Source organism: Streptomyces antimicrobicus (assembly GCF_020532625.1).
Lineage (GTDB): Bacteria > Actinomycetota > Actinomycetes > Streptomycetales > Streptomycetaceae > Streptomyces > Streptomyces antimicrobicus.
The window spans coordinates 68,820-88,004 of record NZ_JAJAUY010000010.1; the positions used below are offsets into that span (position 1 = coordinate 68,820).

The following is a 19,185-nucleotide window of genomic DNA, read 5'->3' on the forward strand; positions in this document are numbered from 1 at the left end:
GCGCGCCCGCCGTCGTACGGTCGTTGCATGCGCATCGTCATCGCAGGGGGACACGGTCGGATCGCGCTGCGGCTGGAGCGGCTGCTCAGCGCGCGCGGGTACGAGGTCGCGGGCATCATCCGGGACCCGGCGCAGGGCAACGACCTGCGGGAGGCCGGCGCCGAACCGGTGTGGTGCGACCTGGAGTCGGCCTCGGTCGAGCAGGTCGCCGCGGTCCTCCAGGGCGCGCAGGCCGCGGTGTTCGCCGCCGGGGCGGGACCGGGCAGCGGGGCGGCCCGCAAGGACACCGTGGACCGGGGCGCGGCGGTGCTGTTCGCCGATGCGGCCGAACGCGCCCGCGTCCACCGCTTCGTGATGGTCTCCTCGATGGGCGCGGACCCCCGCCGTCCGGGTGACGAGGTGTTCGACGCCTACCTCCGGGCCAAGGGCCAGGCCGACGAGTACGTCCGCACCCGGCTCGGCCTGGAGTGGACGATCCTGCGCCCGGGCGGGTTGACCGACGAACCGGGAACCGGCCTGGTCCGGCTGGAGGCCCGCACCGGCCGTGGGACGATCCCGCGCGACGACGTGGCGGCGGTGGTGGCCGAGTTGCTGGAGACGCCCGCGACGGCGGGTCTGACGCTGGAACTCGTCTCCGGCTCCACCCCGTTCCCGGTGGCGGTCAAGGACGTGGCGGGCAACTGACCGCCGCGCGAACGGACCTGCCGCCCCCGGTCAGAAGTCGACCTTGACCTGGTCGTCGGACCGCCCGACCGAATCCTGGTCGTACGTGCGCCGGTACTCGCGCCGGATCCGCTCGACCCGCGCGTTGCGCTCCTCGGCCTCGCTCTCGGGGTAGAGCAGCACGAGTTCGTACGACCGCTCCCGGACGAGGTCCCCGTCCCGCTCGCGCCACTGCCCGCGGCCTTCGTGGAGGGTCAGTCCTTCCGGGAAGGCGGGGGTGACGACGCGGTCGAGGAACGCCGCGAACTCCTGCTCGCGCACCTCGCCCCCGCCGGCCCGCTGGGTCCCGAAGTACAACCGGGTCTCGTGGTACGACTCGCCGACCGGCCCCTGCAGCGCCCCCACCAGAGCCGGGATCCCGGCTCCGAGCAGGGCGAGCAGTACCCCGCCGCCGACCTTCCCCCGCGCCTTCGCAGTCCACTTCACGCCAGGTCAACGACGCCCAGAGCGGCCGGATACGCCCCGCTGCTCCCCTTTTGCACCTCTGGCCCCGCACCTCAGGATGCCGGGACGAGGCTGAAGATCGAAGAAGCCCCCTGACCGCGCTTCCGCGATCAGGGGGCTCTCTTCGTGTGGCGGCGCCAGGATTCGAACCTGGGTAGGCTAAGCCGACGGATTTACAGTCCGCTCCCATTGGCCACTCGGGCACACCGCCATGGGATGTCGCCTCGGATCCGCTTTCCGCGGTGCTCTCTGGCAACGACGTAAACAATACCTGATGCGCGGGGGTGCTTCGCCACCGGATTGATCAGCGCTTCCGCCGGGTGCGGTGGCTAGGCTTTGCCCAGAGCAATCGCAGCCGACATCAAGGAGCCACAGCACATGGCCGACTCCAGTTTCGACATCGTCTCGAAGGTCGAGCGGCAGGAGGTCGACAACGCCCTCAACCAGGCCGCCAAGGAGCTCTCGCAGCGCTACGACTTCAAGGGCACCGGCGCCTCCATCTCCTGGTCCGGCGACAAGATCCTGATGGAGGCGAACTCGGAGGAGCGGGTCAAGGCCGTCCTCGACGTCTTCGAGACCAAGCTGGTCAAGCGCCAGATCTCGCTCAAGGCGCTCGACGCGGGTGAGCCGCAGCTCTCCGGCAAGGAGTACAAGATCTTCGCGACGATCCAGGAGGGCATCTCCCAGGAGAACGCCAAGAAGGTCGCCAAGATCATCCGCGACGAGGGCCCCAAGGGCGTCAAGGCCCAGGTCCAGGGCGACGAGCTGCGGGTCAGCTCGAAGAGCCGTGACGACCTCCAGGCCGTCCAGCAGCTGCTCAAGGGCAAGGACCTGGACTTCGCGATCCAGTTCGTGAACTACCGGTAAAGATCGGCGCTCGCCGGTCGCATGCGGCGCGCGTGCAGCGCGCGCCCCTCCGCAGACCCCCTGTGGTCACTTGGCACGGGCCGAATGCGCCCACCACGCTGGGTGACGTCCATCACACGTGGCAGGGGGTTCTCGCATGCTCGGGGCCGGCACATTCCGCGACGACCTCGGAGCGTCCGTCGTCGTCGCGCTGGTCGCACTTCCGCTCTGCGTGGGGGTGGCCGTCGCCTCCGGCGTGCCGGCGGAGCTGGGGATCGTCACCGGCGTCGTGGGCGGGCTGCTGGTCGGCTGCTTCCGGGGCAGCTCGTTGCAGGTCAGCGGGCCCGCCGCCGGGCTGACCGTGCTCGTGTACGAGGCCGTCCACACGCACGGCCCGGCCGCTCTCGGGGTGCTGGTGCTGGGCGCCGGGGTGCTGCAGCTGGGCATGGGGGTGCTGCGGCTCGGGCGCTGGTTCCGGGCGATCTCGGTCGCGGTGGTGCAGGGGATGCTGGCCGGGATCGGGCTCGTGCTGATCGCCGGGCAGGTCTACGCGCTCGGGGACGTCCCCGCCCCCGGAGACATGCCCGGGAAGCTCGGCGGGCTCGTGGACCTGACGGGCCGCGCCGAGTGGGCGGCCGTGGCGCTGGGGGCCGGGACCGTGCTGATCATGGCCGGCTGGCAGCGGATGCCGGACCGGATCCGCGTGGTGCCCGGGGCCCTGGTCGGGGTGGCGGCCGCGACCGCCGCCGCGAACTTGCTGTCGCTGCCCGCCCAGCGGGTGCAGGTGGCCGGCGTCCTCTCCGCCGTCGAGCCGCTCGGCGTCACGGACCTCGGCGCACTGGCCTCCCCCGCGGCCGTCGGCACCGTGGTCGCCCTGGCTCTCATCGCCTCGGCCGAAACACTGTTCAGCGCCGCCGCCGTGGACCGGATGCACGACGGGCCGCGGACCGACTACGACCGCGAACTCGTCGCCCAGGGCGTCGGCAACACCGTGTGCGGGGTGCTCGGGGCGCTGCCCATGACGGCCGTGATCGTGCGCAGCGCCACCAACGTGCAGGCCGGAGCCCGGACGAGGGCTTCGCGGGTGCTGCACGGCGCCTGGCTGCTGCTGTTCGCCGTGGCTCTGCCTCAGGCGCTGTCGGCCGTGCCCCTGGCGGCCCTGGCCGGGGTGCTGCTGCACGCCGGCTGGAAGCTGTTGCCGACCCGGGCGGTGGTCACGTTGTGGCGCACGCACCGGGGCGAGGCGGTGGTGCTGGTGGCGACGGCCGGGGCGATCGTGACCACGAACCTTTTCGAGGGGGTGCTGATCGGGCTGGCGCTGGCCGTCGCCAAGGCCGCCTGGGAGACCTCCCACGTGCATGTGGAGCAGGTCTGGGAGGACGGGGTCCTGTGCCTGCGGGTGGTGGGCAACGCCAGCTTCCTGCGGCTGCCCAAGCTGCTGGACGCCCTGGAGTCCCAGCCGGGCGACCGGCCCGTCCGCCTCGACCTGAGCGGACTTCGCCACCTCGACCACGCCTGCCTGACCGCGTTGGACGGCTGGGCCCGCCAGCGGGAGCGGCGCGCGGGGACCCCCGGCCGGGAGAGCGCACCCGAGCCGGGCTAGTCTCCGCCGCGTGGAACGCGACTTGAGACGCACCCTGGGCGTCTCCGACGCCGTCGTCGTCGGGCTGGGCGCCATGATCGGCGCCGGGATCTTCGCCGCTCTCGCCCCTGCGGCCCGGGCGGCGGGCAGTGCGCTGCTGTGGGCGCTGGCCCTGGCGGCGGTGGTCGCCTACGCGAACGCGCACTCCTCGGCGCGGCTGGCCGCCCGGTACCCGGCGTCCGGGGGCACGTACGTCTACGGGCGCGAGCGGCTCGGGCCCTTCTGGGGATATCTGGCCGGCTGGGGCTTCGTGATCGGCAAGACCGCGTCCTGCGCGGCGATGGCGCTGACGGTCGGGGCGTACGTCTGGCCGGGCCGGGAGCACGCGGTGGCGGTCGCGGCGGTGGTGGCGCTCACCGCGGCGAACTACGGGGGTGTGCAGAAGTCCGCCCGGATCGCCCGGGTGATCGTGGCGGTGGTGCTGGCAGTGCTGGCCGGGGTCGTGGCGGCGTGCCTGGGCTCGGGAACGGCCGACGCCGGGCGGCTGTCGGACGGGGCGTCCGGGGGTGTCGCCGGGCTGCTGCAGGCGGCCGGGCTGCTGTTCTTCGCCTTCGCCGGGTACGCGCGGATCACCACCCTGGGCGAGGAGGTGCGCGATCCGCAGCGCACGATCCCGCGGGCGGTGCCGGTGGCCCTGGGGATCGCCCTGCTGGTCTACGCCGCCGTGGCGGTGGCGGCGCTGTCGGTGCTGGGTGCGGAGGGGCTGGCCGCGTCGACGGCGCCCTTGGCCGACGCGGTACGGGAGGCGGGTCGGCCCGGACTGGCCCCCGTGGTCCGGGTGGGTGCGGCGCTGGCCGCGCTGGGCGCGTTGCTGTCGCTGGTGCTCGGGGTTTCGCGGACGACGCTGGCCATGGCCCGGGACGGCCATCTCCCGCGCGTGCTGGCCGCCGTACATCCCCGCCACCAGGTGCCGCATCACGCGGAACTGGCCGTGGGAGCGGTGGTGGCGGTGCTGGCCGCCACCGTCGACCTGCGGGGCGCGATCGGTTTCTCCTCGTTCGGGGTGCTGGCCTACTACGCGATCGCGAACGCCTCCGCGTGGACGCTCGATTCAGGTGTCAAGGGCCGGGCCGTGGCAGCCGTCGGGCTGTCCGGCTGTGTGCTGCTGGCGTGCACGCTGCCCGCCGCGAGTGCTGTCGCCGGGGCGGCCGTCCTCGCGTTGGGCGCGCTGGTCTACGGCGCCCGGGGGTGGATCGGGCGGCGCGACGCAGCCTGAGCCCGGGCGCCCGGTCCTCGCGCCCGCACGGACCCTCGGGTCCGCCCGGCCCGCGCGCACCGGCGTACGCGTTCAAGGACTTGCTTCGGCAACTTCGGTAACTGCTGTGTCCGGTTCATGGGCTCATCGTGGACCACCCCGCCCACATCCCGCACACCCTGTGGACAACGTGCCGCCCGCCGATCCGGAACCCCGACTTCACGCTCTCCGAGGGAGACGGCTCACCGCGCGCACCGCCGTCAGCGCGCGTCGGAAAACGCCACCCCCGCCGTCAGCGCGTCGCGAACGGCGCGTCCGTCGGGACGATTTCGCGGCCCAGCGGCAGCAACGAGATCGGGATCATCTTGAAGTTGGCGATGCCGAACGGGATGCCGATGATCGTGACGCACAGGGCGATGCCCGTGAAGATGTGGCCGAGGGCGAGCCACCAGCCCGCCAGGAGCAGCCACAGGATGTTGCCGAGGGCGGAGCCGGCCCCGGCGTCGCGGCGCTCGACGGTGGTGTACCCGAAGGGCCACAGGGCGTAGAGCGCGATGCGGAACGCGGCCACGCCGAAGGGGATTCCGATGATCGTGACGCACAGGATCAGGCCGGCCAGGCAGTAGCCCAGGAAGAGCCAGAACCCGCTGAGCACGAGCCATATGACGTTCAGGATTGTCTTCACTGCCTGCGGCCTGCCATCTGTTCGAGCCGGGCGATGCGCTCGGCCATCGGTGGGTGGGTGGAAAACATCTTGGACAAGCCCGCCCCGGGACGGAAGGGGTTGGCGATCATCATGTGACTGGCGGTCTCCAGCCGCGGCTCGGGCGGCAGCGGCAGCTGCTTGGTGCCCGCCTCCAGCTTGCGCAACGCGCTGGCCAGGGCCAGCGGGTCGCCGGTGAGCTGCGCGCCGGAGGCGTCGGCCTCGTACTCCCGGGAGCGGCTGACGGCCAGCTGGATCACGGTCGCCGCCAGCGGGCCGAGGATCATGATCAGCAGCATGCCGAGCAGACCGGGGCCCTCGTCGTCGTCGGACCGGCCGACGGGGATCAGCCAGGCGAAGTTGACCAGGAACATGATCACGGAAGCGAGGGCTCCGGCGACCGAGGAGATGAGGATGTCGCGGTTGTAGACGTGGCTGAGCTCGTGTCCGATGACGCCGCGCAGCTCCCGCTCGTCGAGGATGCGCAGGATGCCTTCCGTGCAGCACACGGCGGCGTTGCGCGGGTTGCGGCCGGTGGCGAAGGCGTTCGGGGCCTCCGTCGGCGAGATGTAGAGCCGGGGCATGGGCTGGCGCGCGGACGTGGAGAGCTCGCGGACCATGCGGTAGAGCTCGGGTGCCTCGAACTCGCTCACCGGCCGGGCGCGCATCGCGCGTAGAGCCAGCTTGTCGCTGTTCCAGTACGCGTACGCGTTGGTGCCGAGGGCCACCAGGACCGCGACGATCAGACCACCGCGGCCGAAGAAGCTCCCGATGACGATGATGAGTGCGGACAGGCCGCCCAGGAGTACGGCGGTCTTCAGCCCGTTGTGCCGGCGGTGCACGGTACGCCCTCCTAGTGGTACGGCAGGGGGACCCGGCAAGGGGTTCTACGGTCCAGTGGACCCTCCCTTCCTGGTCAACGCCAGGCGGGGACGCCCGGTTCCCGGCCGGGGCCGGGGCGGGCGTCAGGCCGTTCGGGGGACATGCGGACGCTCCGGGCGGCCGAGGCCGGAACGCGGCCCCGTCCGCCCGGCGGCGCGCGGCCGTCCGGCCGCCGGTCTCAGTGCGGGAACAGGCTCGTCGCCGCGAAGCGCAGGACCGCCTGCGGTGCGCCGGAGAGGATCAGCGAGACGATGCCGGTCGACGCGATGGCGAGGGTGATCGGGACCGGCACGCGGGCCGCCACGGGGACGGGGGCCGTCGTGACCGGCGCGCGGGTCGCCACCGCGACGGCGGCGCCCCCCTCGGCCCCGGTCCCGGGGGCGGCCGCAAGCGCCCGCTCCGGCGCCTCAGCGCCCTCCGGCGACCGGAACAGCACGGCCGTCCACTGCAGGTAGTAGTAGAGCGCCACGACGACGTTGACCGCCATCACCACGGCCAGCCATCCCAGGCCCGCGTCGACGGCGGCCTGGAAGACCGTGACCTTCGCGAAGAGCCCGATGATGCCCGGCGGCAGGCCGGCCAGGCAGAGCAGGAAGAAGGCCAGGGCCAGGGCGGCCGCCGGGCGCTCGGCGTAGAGCCCGCGGTAGTCGCTGATCCGGTTCAGCGGCCTGGTGCGGGCGACCAGCGCGGCCACGGCGAAGGCGCCGAGGTTCACGGCGGCGTACATGAGGGCGTACGCGACCGTGGAGCCGATGGCGTCGCGCCCGGAGTAGGCGGCCGCGGCGATCGGCACCAGCAGGTAGCCCGCCTGTCCGACCGAGGACCAGGCCAGCAGCCGTACGGCGCTGTGGGCGCGGTCGGGCGCCTGGCGCAGGGCGGCGGCGTTGCCGATGGTCATGGTGAGTGCGGCGAGCACCGCGAGGGCCGGCCCCCAGATGTCCGAGTACGCCGGGAAGGCGATCACGGTGACGAGGATGAGGCCGGTGAAGCCGACCGCCTTGCCGATCACGGACAAGTAGCCCGCGATGGGCAGCGGCGCGCCGACGTAGGTGTCGGGGACCCAGAAGTGGAACGGGACCGCGGCCGTCTTGAAGGCGAAGCCGACAAGGGTGAGGGCGACGCCGGCCATGGCGAGGGTGTCGAGCTGGGCGGGTACGTCGTCGAGGCGGGCGGCGACCTCGGTCAGGTGCAGGGTACCCGTGGCGGCGTAGACGAAACTGACGCCCAGCAGGGAGACGGCGGTCGCGGTGACCGAGGAGAGGAAGAACTTGAGCGCGGCCTCGGAGGACAGCCGGTCACCGCGGCGCAGGCCCACCAGCGCGAAGGCGGGCAGCGAGGCGACCTCCAGGGCGACGATCAAGGTCGCGAGGTCGCGGGAGGCCGGCAGCAGGGCGGCGCCGGCGACGGAGGAGAGCAGCAGGAACCAGAACTCGCCGGCCGGCAGCCCTCCCTCCCGGGTCTCGGCGACCGACAGCAGGGCGGTGACCAGGGCGCCCGCCAGCACCAGGAACTGGATGACGAGCGTGAAGTGGTCCGCGGTGTAGCTGCAGGCCTGGGGGGCGTCGGTGAGGCAGAAGGTGGACCGGTCGCCCGAGCGCAGCGGCAGCAGGAGGGCGGTGGAGGCGGCCAGTCCGGCGAGGGAGAGCCAGCCGAGGAGCGGCTTGTTGCGCTCGCTGAGGAACAGGTCGGCGACGAGGACGACGAGCGCGACGGCGGCGGGCAGGGCCGCGGGCGCGATGGCGAGCCAGTCGACGGTCTGCACCAGGCTGGCGCCCGGGTCGGCGGCGGTGGTGACCGTGCCGGCCGTGGTGGTGGCCGTCGTGGTGGCCGTCGTGGTGGCCGCGGCCGGGGTGATGGCGGTGATGAGCGTCGCCGTCATGCGTTGCCTCCCGCGAGGAGCTTCTGGACGGCCGGGTCGGTGAGGCCGAGGAGGACCGCGGGCCACAGGCCGGCGAGGACGGTGAGGGCGACGAGCGGGGTCCAGGCGGCGAACTCGTAGCCGTGGACGTCCGCGAGGGCGACACCGGCGGGAGCGCCGGGCGCGGCGTCGACACGGGCGTGCGGATCGCCCATGCACACCCTGCGTACGACGATCAGAAGATATGCGGCGGTCAGCAGGGTGCCGAACGCGCCGATGGCCATGAACGTCAGGAAGGCCGGCCGCGACAGGCCCTCGGCCGGGTCGAACGCCCCGAACAGGGCCAGCATCTCCCCCCAGAACCCGGCCAGGCCGGGCAGGCCGAGGGAGGCGACGGCGGCGAAGGCGAGCAGGGCTCCCAGGCGGGGCGCCCGGCCGTACAGGGCCGCGCCGGTGGCCCCGGCGAGGGTGTCGAGGTCGCTGCTGCCGTAGCGGTCCTTGAGTGCGCCGACCAGGAAGAAGAGCAGGCCGGTGATGAGGCCGTGGGCGATGTTCGCGAACAGCGCGCCGTTGACGCCGGTGGGGGTCATGGTCGCGATGCCGAGCAGCACGAAGCCCATGTGGCCGACGGAGGAGTACGCGATCAGGCGCTTGAGGTCGCCCTTGGATCCCTTGCGGGTGAGCGCGAGGCAGGCCAGGGACCCGTAGACGATGCCGATCGCCGCGAAGGCGGCCAGGTACGGCGCGAAGGTGTGCATGCCGTCGGGGGTGACGGGCAGCAGGATCCGGACGAACCCGTACGTACCCATCTTCAGCAGCACGCCGGCGAGCAGCACCGAGCCGACGGTGGGGGCGGCGGTGTGCGCGTCCGGCAGCCAGCTGTGCAGCGGCCACATCGGGGTCTTCACCGCCAGGCCGACGCCGATGGCGAGGACGGCCAGGATCTGCGTGGTGCGGGTGAGTTCGCGGCCGTTGTCAGAGGCCAGTGCCACCATGTCGAACGTGCCGCTGTTCAGCCCGATGAGCAGCAGCCCGAGCAGCATGACCACGGAACCGAGCAGCGTGTAGAGGATGAACTTCCAGGCGGCGGACTGCCGCTGGTCACCGCCCCAGCGGGCGATGAGGAAGTACATGGGGATGAGCACCATCTCGAAAGCGAGGAAGAACAGCAGCAGGTCGAGGACGGCGAAGGTCGCGAGGGTGCCGGACTCCAGGACCAGGAGCAGCGCGACGAAGGCCTTCGGGGAGGGGCCTGCGGGGAGCTTGAAGTAGCTGTAGAGCGCGCACAGGAAGAACAGCAGCGCGGTCATCAGGAGGAGGGGGAGCGAGATGCCGTCGATGCCGAGGTGGATCCGGACGTTCAAGGCCTGGATCCAGCTGATGTCCGTCGTCGCCTGGAAGCGGGACGGGGCGTCGTGGTCGAAGCCCAGCGTCAGGGCGACGGCCGCGGCGAGCACGACCGCGGTCACGGTCACGCCGTGGCGCAGCACGGCCTGTTCGGGGCTGCGGCCCTTGAGTCCGGGCGGGGGCGGCAGCAGGGCCGCGAGCGCGCCGACGAGCGGGGCGGCCACGACGAACGCCAGAAGGAACTGCATCACGGACGGGCTGATATCGATCACGGCTGACTCACGGCTCACGATCCGGCGTTGACGTTGGCGAGGACGGCGGTGGCGATCGCCAGGACCACGGCGCCGGCGAGCAGGGCGCTCAGGTAGCTCTGCACGTTGCCCGTCTGGGCCCGGCGGACGAGGGCGCCGAGCAGCCGGGGCCCACCGCCCGCCCCGCGGACGTACGTGTCGACGACCTCCCGGTCGAGGAAGCGGACGAGCCCGGCGCCGGCCCGCACGGGCCGCACGAACAGCGCGGTGTAGACGGCGTCCAGGTGGAAGCCGGCGGCGGCGTGCCGGTGCAGCGGGCCGAGCAGCGCCTTGCCGGGGTCGGCGACGGGGCCGGCCGCGGCGGCGGGGTGCTCGTGGGTGACCTCTTCGACCTCGGGCGCCTGGGCGGCCGACTCCTCGACGGCGGTCTCCACCTCGGCGGCCGCGGCGACGGCCGGGAGGCCGGCGGGGACCCGGGCGGCCTGGGCGGCGGCGCGCTGCCACAGGGCGTAGGTGAGCATCACGCCGACGACGGCCGCGCCCGTGCCGAGCACGGAGGTGGTCAGGGTCGGGGACAGCTCGTGGCCGTCGAACCAGTCGGGCAGCGGTCCGGCCGCCAGGCCGAACGCGATCGAGGGCACGGCGAGCAGCCACAGCACGCCGGTCATGGCGAGGGGCTCCTTGCCGTGGTCGGGGGCGGCGGCGCCCCGGCCGCGGAAGGCCATCAGCCACAGGCGGGTGGCGTAGGCGGCGGTGAGCAGGGCGGTCAGCACACCGGCGACGAGCACCAGCCAGCCGGCGGCGCTCGGGGCGAACTCGGACTCCCCGGCGGCGGTGTGCTCGGCGGCGACGAGGACGGCTTCCTTGGAGAAGAAGCCGGCGAACGGCGGGATCGCGGCGAGCGCGAGCAGCGCGATCGTCATGGTCCAGAAGGCGTCGGGGATGCGCTTGGCCAGTCCGTCCATGCGGGCCATGGCGGACAGGGAGTTCGTCCCGGCGGCGTGGATGATCACGCCGGCGCCGAGGAACAGCAGCGCCTTGAAGGCACCGTGCGACAGGAGGTGGAAGACGGCGGCCCCGCGGTCGCCGACGGCCAGGGCACCGGTCATGTAGCCGAGCTGCCCGACGGTCGAGTAGGCCAGGACGCGCTTGATGTCGTCCTGGGCGAGGGCGGCCAGGGCGGAACCGACCATGGTCACCGCCGCCATGACCGCCATGACGACGAGTGCGGCGCGGGAGGCCGCGAAGACGGGGAGGAGACGGGCGATGAAGTAGACACCGGCGGCGACCATCGTCGCGGCGTGGATCAGCGCGGAGACCGGGGTCGGGCCCGCCATGGCGTCGGGGAGCCAGGTGTGCAGCGGGAACTGCGCGGACTTGCCCGCGACGCCGGCGAGCAGGAGCAGCGCGATCAGCGTCGGGTGGTCGAGCCCGCCCGCGGCGACGGCACCGAGGATCTTGGTGATCCGGAAGGAGCCGGCGTCGGCGGCGAGCGCGAACAGGCCGATCAGGAACGGGACGTCACCGAGCTTGGTGACGAGGAAGGCCTTGAGGGAGGCGGAGCGGGCGGCTTCCGTCTCCCAGTAGTGGCCGACCAGGAAGTACGAGCAGATGCCCATGATCTCCCAGCCGACCAGCAGCACCATCAGGTCGCCGGAGTAGACGACGAGCAGCATGGCGGAGGTGAACAGTGAGACCAGAGCGGCGTACGACGGGTAGCGCGGGTCATCGCGCAGGTAGGCCGTCGAGTAGAGCTGGACGCAGGTGGCCACGAGCCCGACCAGGACGCCGACCAGGGCGGCGAAGCCGTCGATGTGCAGCGCGAGCTCGATCGGGACCGACCCGGTGGGGGTCAGCTCGGTCGCGGAGTCGATCGCCGGGCCGCCGCCCTGGCGTACGGCGACCAGGACGGCCAGCACCGCGGCGGCCAGGGTGGGCAGCACGGCCAGCGGCCGGACGAAGCCGGGGGCGGTACGGCCCAGCAGCAGCCCCGCCAGGGCGCTCAGGAAGGGCAGCGCCGGGACGAGGACGGCGAGGGTCGTGGTGGTCACGCGGTCACCTCCGACCGGACGGAGCTCTGGTCGGGGCCCGGCGCGGGCTCGTTGCCCTCGGCGGTGTCGCGCAGCCGGTCCACGTCCGAGGTGCCCCGGTTGCGGTAGACCATCAGCACGATGGCCAGGCCGATGCCGATCTCGGCGGCGGCGATGGCGATGGTGAACAGGGTCAGGGCCTGGCCGGCGTGCAGGGCGTCGCGCAGCCAGACGTCGAACGCCACGAGGTTGAGGTTGACGGCGTTGAGCATCAGCTCGACCGACATCAGCACCAGGACGGCGTTGCGGCGGGCCAGTACTCCGTACAGGCCCGTGCAGAAGAGCAGCGCCGCGAGGACGGCGGGGTAGGCGAGGTGCATCAGCGCTTCCCCTTCTCGCGGGGGGAGGCCTCGCGGGTGGTGTTGTCGGGGTCGCCGTTCTTGCGGGACAGCACGACGGCTCCGATCAGGGCGGCCAGCAGCAGGACGGAGAGCGCTTCGAACGGCAGCACCCAGTGCCGGAAGAGGATCTCGCCGGACACCTTCGTGGAGCCCTGGACCGGTCCGTCGAGGTCGATCCAGGTCGTCCGGAAGGCGTCCACGACGACCCAGACCAGGGCACCGGCGGCGGCCACGGCGACGGCGAGGGCGACCCAGCGGTTGCCCGAGTCGGCGTCCGGGGAGCGGCCGATGGGCGCCTTGGTGAGCATCAGACCGAACAGGAGGAGGACGACCACGGAACCGAGATAGATCAGGACCTGCACCCACGCGATGAACTCGGCGGTGAGCAGGAGGTACTCCACGGCGATGCCGCCCAGCGCCACGACCAGCCACAGGGCGGCGTGCACGAGCTGCTTGGTCGTGACGGTCACGACGGCCGCGCCGAGGGTGACGAGGCCGACGAGGAGGAAGGCGATCTCGACGCCGCTGGGCGAGAGGAAGCCGTTGCCGACGCCGGCAGCGGCGCTCGCGCCGGCGCCGACGCCCGCGCCTTGGGTGGCGGCGGCGGCCAGGGTGAGGCCGATCATCAGGCGGTTCCTCCCGCCGGGGTGTCCGGGGTGCCGGGGCTCTCGGAGCTGCTGGGGGTGCCCGAGGTGCCGGGGGCGGCCTGGCCGGGGGTGGGCCGACCTGGCGTTGCCTGGCCCTGGGGGGACTGGCCCGCCGTGGCCCGGCCCGGGGTGGGCTCGGCCGGGGTGGGCTCGCCCGGGGTGGGCTCGGCCGGGGTGGGCTCGGCCGGGGTGGGCTGGGCCTGCTCGGCGGCGGCAGCAGCGGCAGCAGCGGCTGCCGCGGCCTCGGCCTTCTCGACCGCCTTGCGGGCGGCCGCGATCTCCTTCGGTTCCTCGGCCGCCGGGTCGAGGGCCGGCGGGGCCGGCACGGTCCACATCCACTCGCGCAGCTTGTCGCGCTCGTGGGTGAGGTCGTGGATGTCGGTCTCGGCGTACTCGAACTCCGGAGACCAGAACAGGGCGTCGAAGGGGCACACCTCGATGCAGATACCGCAGTACATGCAGAGGGAGAAGTCGATGGCGAACCGGTCGAGCACGTTACGGCTGCGCTCGCGGCCGCCCGGGGTGGCGGCCGGGATCGTCTCCTTGTGGGAGTCGATGTAGATGCACCAGTCGGGGCACTCGCGGGCGCAGAGCATGCAGACCGTGCAGTTCTCCTCGAACAGGCCGATGACGCCCCGGGTGCGGGGCGGCAGTTCGGGCTGCGCGTCGGGGTACTGGGCGGTGTGCGACCGCTTCGTCATCGTCCGCAGGGTGACGGCGAGGCCCTTGGCGAGGCCGGAGCCGGGAATGGGGGGCATTACTGGATCGCCACCTTCACGATGCCGGTGAGCGCGATCTGGGCGAGCGCGAGCGGGATGAGTACGGTCCAGGCGAGCTTCTGGAGCTGGTCCTCACGCAGGCGCGGGTAGCTGACGCGCAGCCAGATCACGACGAAGGCGAGGACGGCGGTCTTGAGCAGGGTCCAGACCCAGCCGAGACCGTCGGCGCCGAAGGGGCCGTGCCAGCCGCCGAGGAAGAGGACGGTGGTCAGGGCGCACAGGACGACGATGCCGGCGTACTCGGCGAGGAGGAAGAGGGCGAAGCGGAGGCCGGTGTACTCGGTGTACGCGCCGAAGATGATCTCGGAGTCGGCGACGGGCATGTCGAAGGGGGGCCGCTGGAGCTCGGCGAGGCCGGCGGTGAAGAAGACCAGGGCGCCGACGACCTGCCAGGGCAGCCACCACCACTCGAACGCTTCGAGGATGCCGGGGAGGGACACGGTTCCGGCGGCCATGGCTACGGAGGCCGCCGCGAGCAGCATGGGGAGCTCGTAGGCCAGCAGCTGGGCGGCGGTACGGAGGCCGCCGAGGAGGGAGAACTTGTTGGCGGAGGCCCAGCCTGCCATCAGGCTGCCGAGGACACCGACGCCCATGACGGCCAGTACGAAGAAGAGGCCGGCGTCGATGACCTGGCCGACCGCGCTCTCGCTCGGGCCGATCGGGATGGCGATGAGGACGAGGAGGTACGGCAGGAGGGCGACGGCGGGGGCGAGCTGGAAGATGCGGCGGTCGGCGTTGGCCGGGACCACGTCCTCCTTCTGCGCGAACTTGACCCCGTCGGCGACGAGCTGGGCCCAGCCGTGGAAGCCGCCGGCGTACATGGGGCCGAGACGGCCCTGCATGTGAGCCATCACCTTGTGCTCGGTCTGTCCGACGACGAGCGGCAGCACGAGGAACACGGCGAAGACGACGAGCAGTCGCAGGGCGACGTCGAGGACGTCGTTCACGCGTCGCCTCCCTGGTGTGGGCGTGGGTGGGGGTGGGGGTGAGGGTGTGGTGAGTGTGGGTCGGGGTGGTTGTCCGAGTCCGAGGCGGAACCGCTGGCCGACTCGGAGCTGCGGGCCGGCTCGGCACCGGGGGCCGGCTCGGAGCCGGGGGCCGACCCGGTACCGGGGTCGGAGCCGGGCTCGGACTCTGAGCCAGGGGCCGACTCGGGGTGCGGGTCCGGGTGCGGGTCGGGGTGCGGGTCCGGGTCGCTGCCGGGACGCGGCGCGTCGGCTGCGGCCGGGGGCTCGGACGCGGATTCGGCGTCCGCCGGGGCCTCCGCAGCGGGCTTCCCCGCCGCGGGCTCGTCGTCGGCTGCCGCAGTCTGTTCGGCTGCCGCCGGGCCGGTGGCGGAGGGCTTCCCCGCCGCGGGCTCGTCGGCTGTCGCAGTCTGTTCGGCTGCGGCCGAGCCGGTGGCGGAGGGCTTCGTTGCCGCGGGCTCGTCGGCTGCCGCGGTCTGTTCGGCTGCCGCCGGGCTCGTGGCGGAGGGCTTCGCGGCCGCGGGCTCGTCAGTTGCCGGGCGGTTCGGGGTGGCGTCCGGGTCGTCGAAGGCCGGCTTCGGGTTGTGCCAGGGGGCGTCCGCACTCCGGGGGGCCGTGGCCCGGCGGGGTGTGGTCGGGGCCGCGGCCTGGCTGGCCGAGCCGTCCGAGGCCGAGCGGGTGCGGCGCGGCGCCGGGCGGGCCGGGGACTCCGCGCCCGACTCCACCGAAGCCGCCGCCTGGCTGGCCGAGCCTTCTGCCGTGGTGCGGGTGCGGCGGGCCGGGGCGCCCTCGCGGGCGGGGGTCGTGCCGGCCGCGCGCGGGGTGCGGGCGGGGCGGGTCGGGGCCGGGGGGAGCTGGCCCTTCAGGGGGCCCCACTCGTTGGGGTCCGGCACGCCCGGCGGGAGCATCGTGCGGCGCTTCGCGCCGCCGGCCTCGGCGCCCTCGCCCGGCTCCTTGGCGCCCGGCCAGGCCTTGGCGACGCGGGCGGCGAGGACGAAGTCCTTGCGCAGCGGGTGGCCCTCGAAGTTCTCGGGCAGCAGCAGCGGCACGAGGTGGGGGTGGTCGGTGAAGACCACGCCGAACATCTCGTGCGTCTCGCGCTCGTGCCACGCGGCGCCGGCGTAGACGGTGACGGCCGACGGCAGCGACGGCACGGTGTGCGGCACGGTCGTGCGCAGCAGCAGCCGGCGCACCTGGCGGCCCTCCAGGGCCACGACGTGCGCGCAGATCCGGAAGCCGGTGCCCGGCTCGTCCACCGCGCTCAGCCAGTCGAAGTAGGTGCAGCCCAGCTTGTCGCGGGCGATCTCCAGCGCCGGCAGCCACGAGCCCACGGGGACGTCGACGGTCAGGACGTCGTAGGAGACCTCGGCCAGGGCCTCCTCGCCGAAGATCTGCGCCGCGGCCTCGGGCAGGGCGTCGTACGGCGAGCCGTGGGCCGCGTCGTGCGGGGCGGCGGCGGAGGTGGTCATGTCGCGTGCGTCGTCCGTCATGCGTCGGGGCCCTTCACCAGGCCGCTGGTCAGCTGGGCGACCGACGGCGGAGCGGGGGCGTCGGCGCCGGGGGCGTAGCGTGCCGCCAGCGACTCCCGGGCGATCTTCTCCTGGAGCTTGAGGATCCCCTGGAGCAGCGCCTCGGGCCGCGGCGGGCAGCCGGGCACGTACACGTCCACCGGGATGATCTGGTCGACGCCCTTGGTGACGGAGTACGAGTCCCAGTAGGGGCCGCCGCAGTTGGAGCAGGCGCCGAAGGAGATGACGTACTTCGGCTCCGGCATCTGCTCGTACAGGCGCTTGACGGCCGGGGCCATCTTGTCGGTGACCGTGCCCGAGACGATCATCAGGTCGGCCTGCCGGGGACCGGGCGCGAACGGGATCACACCCAGTCGGATGAAGTCGTGCCGGGCCATGGACGCCGCGATGAACTCGATGGCGCAGCAGGCGAGGCCGAAGTTGAAGACCCACAGGCTGTAGCGGCGGCCCCAGTTGAGGACCACCTTCATCGGCTCTGGAGCCAGCCGGGACAGGACCCCCAGGCGCCTCGGCTCGGGCAGCAGCTCGGTGCGGGCGGCCGCCCCCGGCTGAGGCGTCGTGTCCTGGCGCGTCGTGTCAGGCGTCGCGCCCTGAGGTGTCACGTCCATTCGAGGACGCCCTTCTTGTACGCGTAGAGCAGGCCGACGGCGAGGAAGCCCAGGAAGATGAACATCTCGACCAGGGTGGTGGCGCCGTAGCCGGCGGCGGCGAAGACCGTCGCCCAGGGGAACAGGAAGATCGAGTCGACGGCGAAGATGACGTAGAGGAACGCGTAGACGTAGTAGCGGACCTGGGTGTGCGCCCAGCCCTCGCCCACCGGGTCGACGCCGCATTCGTACGTCAGCAGCTTCTCGGGGGTCGGTACGACGGGCCGCAGGAGGCGGCCCGCGCCGAACGCGACGGCCACGAAGAGCACACCGAGGACCGCGAGCAGGCCGACGACCGAATAGCTTCGGAAGTAGTCCGCCGCGAGCACGGTGACGGTCGATACCGATCCTTCAGGCACGTCCGTTCCTCGCTCCCTGGCCACTGTCGACGATCTGTTACGCACGGGAGTCTAGGGCCTGCCTCCTACCGGGTGGGGTTATCCCCCGTTCACCGGCGCAAGGGCACCCCATGGCACGAGGGCGGACGGGGTTGGCAGGCTGTCGGTCATGACCGCGACGAACTCCGCGACGAACTCCGTGACCGACCCGGCCACGGGCCCGGTCGCGAACCCGGCGACGAACCCGGCGACGAACCCGGCGACGGGCCGGGCGACGAACCCGGCCACGGGTCCGGCCGCAGGCCCGGCGACGGGCTCCGTGCTGGACCCTGATCGACTTCCGCCCGTCCGCCCTGTTTTCAGTGTGGTGACGTGGAAGGAAATCTGTCACCTTCTGGCCAATCTCCCGATGACGATCATCGGATTTCTTTACACGGTGTTCATGATTTCGGTCGGGGCCGGGCTCTCCGTGACCGTCGTGGGGCTGCCGCTGCTGGCGTGCGGCCTGTGGGGGGCGCGGCAGCTGGGACGGGTGGAGCGGTGGCGGGCCCGGGTGCTGCTCGGGACGCGGGTGGAGGAGCCGACGCCGTTGCCCGGGTCGCGGCGGGCCGGCGGGTTCTTCGGGTGGCTGTGGGCCTCGCTGAAGGACCCGGTGGCGTGGCGGACCACGTTGTACGGGCTGATCCGGCTGCCGTGGGGGGTGCTGACCTTCACGGTCGTGCTGACCGGGTTGTTCGTGCTGTGGCCGGTGCTGCCGTACGTCGTCCGGGGCCTGACCTTGGTCGACCGGGCCATGGTGCGGGCGCTGCTGTCGCCGTCGGACGAGCTGGAGCGGCGGATCGCGGAGCTGGAGACGGACCGGGGCGTCGTGGTCGACGCGGCGGCGGCGGACCTGCGGCGGATCGAGCGGGACCTGCACGACGGGGCCCAGGCGCGGCTGGTGGCGCTGGCGATGGGGCTGGGTCTGGCCAAGGAGAAGCTGCTGGAGGACCCCGACGCGGCGGCGGCGATGGTGGACGAGGCGCACGGGGAGGTCAAGCTGGCGCTGCAGGAGCTGCGGGACCTGGCCCGCGGGATCCATCCGGCGGTGTTGACGGACCGGGGGCTGGACGCGGCGCTGTCGTCGGTGGCGTCGCGGTGCACGGTGCCGGTGCGGGTGCGGGTGGACCTGCCGGCGCGGCCGGCGGAGGCGATCGAGGGGATCGCGTACTTCACGGTGTCGGAGCTGCTGCAGAACGTCAGCAAGCATGCGCAGGCGCGGAGCGCGACGGTCGAGGTGTGGCGTTCGGGGCCGCGGCTGATGCTGCGGGTGTCCGACGACGGGCGGGGCGGGGCCCGGATGGACCGCGGCTCGGGGATGGCGGGGCTGGCGGAACGGCTCGGCGCCGTCGACGGCGTCTTCGTGGTGGACTCGCCCGAGGGCGGCGGCACCACCGTCACGGCGGAACTCCCGTGGCGCGACCGCCGTGCTACGCCTGCCGGCGGGGCCTGAGCGATCCTGCCGGGGGCTGGCCGTTCCCCGGCTTACGGGCCCTGGGCGGGCCCGGCCCAACCGGGCCCGGCCGGGCCGAGGCCTCTGGGGGGGGCGGCCGGCCCGACACATGCCCCGGCTGCCCCCAGGCCCGGGGCCCCCGCCCAGCCGTCCCAGACCCCGGCCGGGCCCGCCTCGCCCCATCTGGCCGGCCCCGCAGCTGGCCCGTCGAGCCCAGACGGCCCGGCCTGACGCCGCCCATCTGGCCCGGCGGGCCCAGGCGGCCCGTTCTCGCCCAGCCGTCCTCGGCCCGGAGCCCAGCCGACCTGGGTCAGGCCTCCGGGCTTAGGCGCCGTCGGCGACCGCGCTTGTAGGTCGGCTCGTACGGCGGCTCGTCGACCGGCCGGACACGGCACGGGGCTAGCCCCGCCGACGCCTGGCCGCTGGCTGGGCGCGCCCGCTCGAAGCCCAAGCCGCGCCGCCCGCC

The 19,185-nt window shown here is 73.2% G+C and carries 18 protein-coding genes and 1 tRNA gene; 5 read left to right on the plus strand and 14 right to left on the minus strand.

Features of this window, described 5'->3' with window-relative positions; genetic code table 11:
- Positions 1–27: 27 nt before the first annotated feature.
- Positions 28–684, plus strand: a complete 657-nt coding sequence (locus tag LG632_RS04630) for an SDR family oxidoreductase (protein ID WP_226725421.1) — start codon at positions 28–30, stop codon at positions 682–684.
- Between the two features lie 30 nt (positions 685–714).
- On the opposite strand, the gene LG632_RS04635 is transcribed toward LG632_RS04630, so the two are convergent.
- Together LG632_RS04635 and LG632_RS04640 are read right to left on the minus strand one after the other, a co-directional pair.
- A complete protein-coding gene (locus LG632_RS04635) occupies positions 715–1,149 on the minus strand; it encodes a DUF3574 domain-containing protein (protein ID WP_226725423.1) in 435 nt (144 codons plus the stop codon).
- Between the two features lie 147 nt (positions 1,150–1,296).
- Positions 1,297–1,378, minus strand: a tRNA-Tyr gene (locus tag LG632_RS04640).
- A gap of 167 nt (positions 1,379–1,545) precedes the next feature.
- Between LG632_RS04640 and LG632_RS04645 the strand changes: the two genes are divergently transcribed.
- The 3 genes from LG632_RS04645 to LG632_RS04655 all read left to right on the plus strand — a co-directional run bounded on the left by LG632_RS04645 (position 1,546) and on the right by LG632_RS04655 (position 4,871).
- Positions 1,546–2,034 (plus strand): YajQ family cyclic di-GMP-binding protein, encoded by a 489-nt coding sequence (locus tag LG632_RS04645; protein ID WP_226725425.1) that lies wholly within the window; start codon positions 1,546–1,548, stop codon positions 2,032–2,034.
- 136 nt (positions 2,035–2,170) lie between these two features.
- Positions 2,171–3,616: a SulP family inorganic anion transporter gene (locus LG632_RS04650; protein WP_226725427.1), complete on the plus strand. Its 1,446-nt coding sequence runs from the start codon at positions 2,171–2,173 to the stop codon at positions 3,614–3,616.
- A 10-nt stretch (positions 3,617–3,626) separates the two neighbouring features.
- Positions 3,627–4,871, plus strand: a complete 1,245-nt coding sequence (locus LG632_RS04655; RefSeq protein ID WP_226725430.1) for an APC family permease — start codon at positions 3,627–3,629, stop codon at positions 4,869–4,871.
- Positions 4,872–5,142: 271 nt separating this feature from the next.
- Here LG632_RS04655 and LG632_RS04660 read toward each other — a convergent pair whose 3' ends face one another.
- From LG632_RS04660 to LG632_RS04715, 12 genes are all read right to left on the minus strand, one after another.
- On the minus strand, positions 5,143–5,535 hold the full coding sequence (locus LG632_RS04660) for a YccF domain-containing protein (protein WP_226725433.1): 393 nt from the start codon (positions 5,533–5,535) through the stop codon (positions 5,143–5,145).
- Complete coding sequence (gene htpX, locus LG632_RS04665; RefSeq protein ID WP_226725435.1) at positions 5,532–6,395, minus strand: zinc metalloprotease HtpX; 864 nt, start codon at positions 6,393–6,395, stop codon at positions 5,532–5,534. Before htpX ends, LG632_RS04660 begins: the two co-directional genes overlap by 4 nt.
- Before the next feature lie 218 nt (positions 6,396–6,613).
- Entirely contained in the window at positions 6,614–8,290 is a 1,677-nt protein-coding gene (locus LG632_RS04670; RefSeq protein WP_374203398.1) for an NADH-quinone oxidoreductase subunit N, read from the minus strand.
- A gap of 20 nt (positions 8,291–8,310) precedes the next feature.
- Positions 8,311–9,888 carry a complex I subunit 4 family protein gene (locus LG632_RS04675; RefSeq protein WP_226725450.1) on the minus strand — a complete coding sequence of 526 codons (1,578 nt, stop codon included), beginning with the start codon at positions 9,886–9,888 and terminating at the stop codon, positions 8,311–8,313.
- 38 nt (positions 9,889–9,926) lie between these two features.
- Positions 9,927–11,942: an NADH-quinone oxidoreductase subunit 5 family protein gene (locus tag LG632_RS04680; RefSeq protein WP_226725438.1), complete on the minus strand. Its 2,016-nt coding sequence runs from the start codon at positions 11,940–11,942 to the stop codon at positions 9,927–9,929.
- Positions 11,939–12,301 (minus strand): NADH-quinone oxidoreductase subunit NuoK, encoded by a 363-nt coding sequence (nuoK, locus tag LG632_RS04685; RefSeq protein ID WP_226725440.1) that lies wholly within the window; start codon positions 12,299–12,301, stop codon positions 11,939–11,941. The genes LG632_RS04680 and nuoK overlap by 4 nt, the downstream gene beginning before the upstream one ends.
- Positions 12,301–12,948: an NADH-quinone oxidoreductase subunit J family protein gene (locus tag LG632_RS04690; protein WP_226725442.1), complete on the minus strand. Its 648-nt coding sequence runs from the start codon at positions 12,946–12,948 to the stop codon at positions 12,301–12,303. Before LG632_RS04690 ends, nuoK begins: the two co-directional genes overlap by 1 nt.
- Positions 12,948–13,727: a NuoI/complex I 23 kDa subunit family protein gene (locus tag LG632_RS04695; protein ID WP_226725444.1), complete on the minus strand. Its 780-nt coding sequence runs from the start codon at positions 13,725–13,727 to the stop codon at positions 12,948–12,950. The genes LG632_RS04690 and LG632_RS04695 overlap by 1 nt, the downstream gene beginning before the upstream one ends.
- Positions 13,727–14,695 (minus strand): complex I subunit 1/NuoH family protein, encoded by a 969-nt coding sequence (locus LG632_RS04700; protein ID WP_226725445.1) that lies wholly within the window; start codon positions 14,693–14,695, stop codon positions 13,727–13,729. The genes LG632_RS04695 and LG632_RS04700 overlap by 1 nt, the downstream gene beginning before the upstream one ends.
- Positions 14,692–16,182, minus strand: coding sequence for an NADH-quinone oxidoreductase subunit C (locus LG632_RS04705; RefSeq protein ID WP_226725452.1), 1,491 nt, complete (start codon positions 16,180–16,182; stop codon positions 14,692–14,694). The genes LG632_RS04700 and LG632_RS04705 overlap by 4 nt, the downstream gene beginning before the upstream one ends.
- A 17-nt stretch (positions 16,183–16,199) precedes the next feature.
- The gene (locus LG632_RS04710) at positions 16,200–16,850 is read right to left on the minus strand and encodes an NADH-quinone oxidoreductase subunit B (protein ID WP_226725446.1); all 651 of its coding nucleotides are present in this window, start codon (positions 16,848–16,850) and stop codon (positions 16,200–16,202) included.
- A complete protein-coding gene (locus tag LG632_RS04715; protein ID WP_226725447.1) occupies positions 16,841–17,248 on the minus strand; it encodes an NADH-quinone oxidoreductase subunit A in 408 nt (135 codons plus the stop codon). The genes LG632_RS04710 and LG632_RS04715 overlap by 10 nt, the downstream gene beginning before the upstream one ends.
- A gap of 298 nt (positions 17,249–17,546) precedes the next feature.
- Here LG632_RS04715 and LG632_RS04720 point away from each other — a divergent pair, with 298 nt between their 5' ends.
- The gene (locus LG632_RS04720) at positions 17,547–18,719 is read left to right on the plus strand and encodes a sensor histidine kinase (RefSeq protein ID WP_226725454.1); all 1,173 of its coding nucleotides are present in this window, start codon (positions 17,547–17,549) and stop codon (positions 18,717–18,719) included.
- Positions 18,720–19,185 lie beyond the last annotated feature (466 nt).

What these genes read in the sequence shown, in the direction of transcription:
- LG632_RS04630 (WP_226725421.1), top strand. Translation starts at nt 28, where the DNA reads ATGCGCATCGTCATCGCAGGGGGACACGGTCGGATCGCGCTGCGGCTG.
- LG632_RS04645 (WP_226725425.1), top strand. Translation starts at nt 1,546, where the DNA reads ATGGCCGACTCCAGTTTCGACATCGTCTCGAAGGTCGAGCGGCAGGAG.
- LG632_RS04650 (WP_226725427.1), top strand. Translation starts at nt 2,171, where the DNA reads ATGCTCGGGGCCGGCACATTCCGCGACGACCTCGGAGCGTCCGTCGTC.
- LG632_RS04675 (WP_226725450.1), bottom strand. Translation starts at nt 9,888, where the DNA reads ATGCAGTTCCTTCTGGCGTTCGTCGTGGCCGCCCCGCTCGTCGGCGCG.
- nuoK (WP_226725440.1), bottom strand. Translation starts at nt 12,301, where the DNA reads ATGCACCTCGCCTACCCCGCCGTCCTCGCGGCGCTGCTCTTCTGCACG.
- LG632_RS04690 (WP_226725442.1), bottom strand. Translation starts at nt 12,948, where the DNA reads ATGATCGGCCTCACCCTGGCCGCCGCCGCCACCCAAGGCGCGGGCGTC.
- LG632_RS04695 (WP_226725444.1), bottom strand. Translation starts at nt 13,727, where the DNA reads ATGCCCCCCATTCCCGGCTCCGGCCTCGCCAAGGGCCTCGCCGTCACC.
- LG632_RS04705 (WP_226725452.1), bottom strand. Translation starts at nt 16,182, where the DNA reads ATGACCACCTCCGCCGCCGCCCCGCACGACGCGGCCCACGGCTCGCCG.
- LG632_RS04710 (WP_226725446.1), bottom strand. Translation starts at nt 16,850, where the DNA reads ATGGACGTGACACCTCAGGGCGCGACGCCTGACACGACGCGCCAGGAC.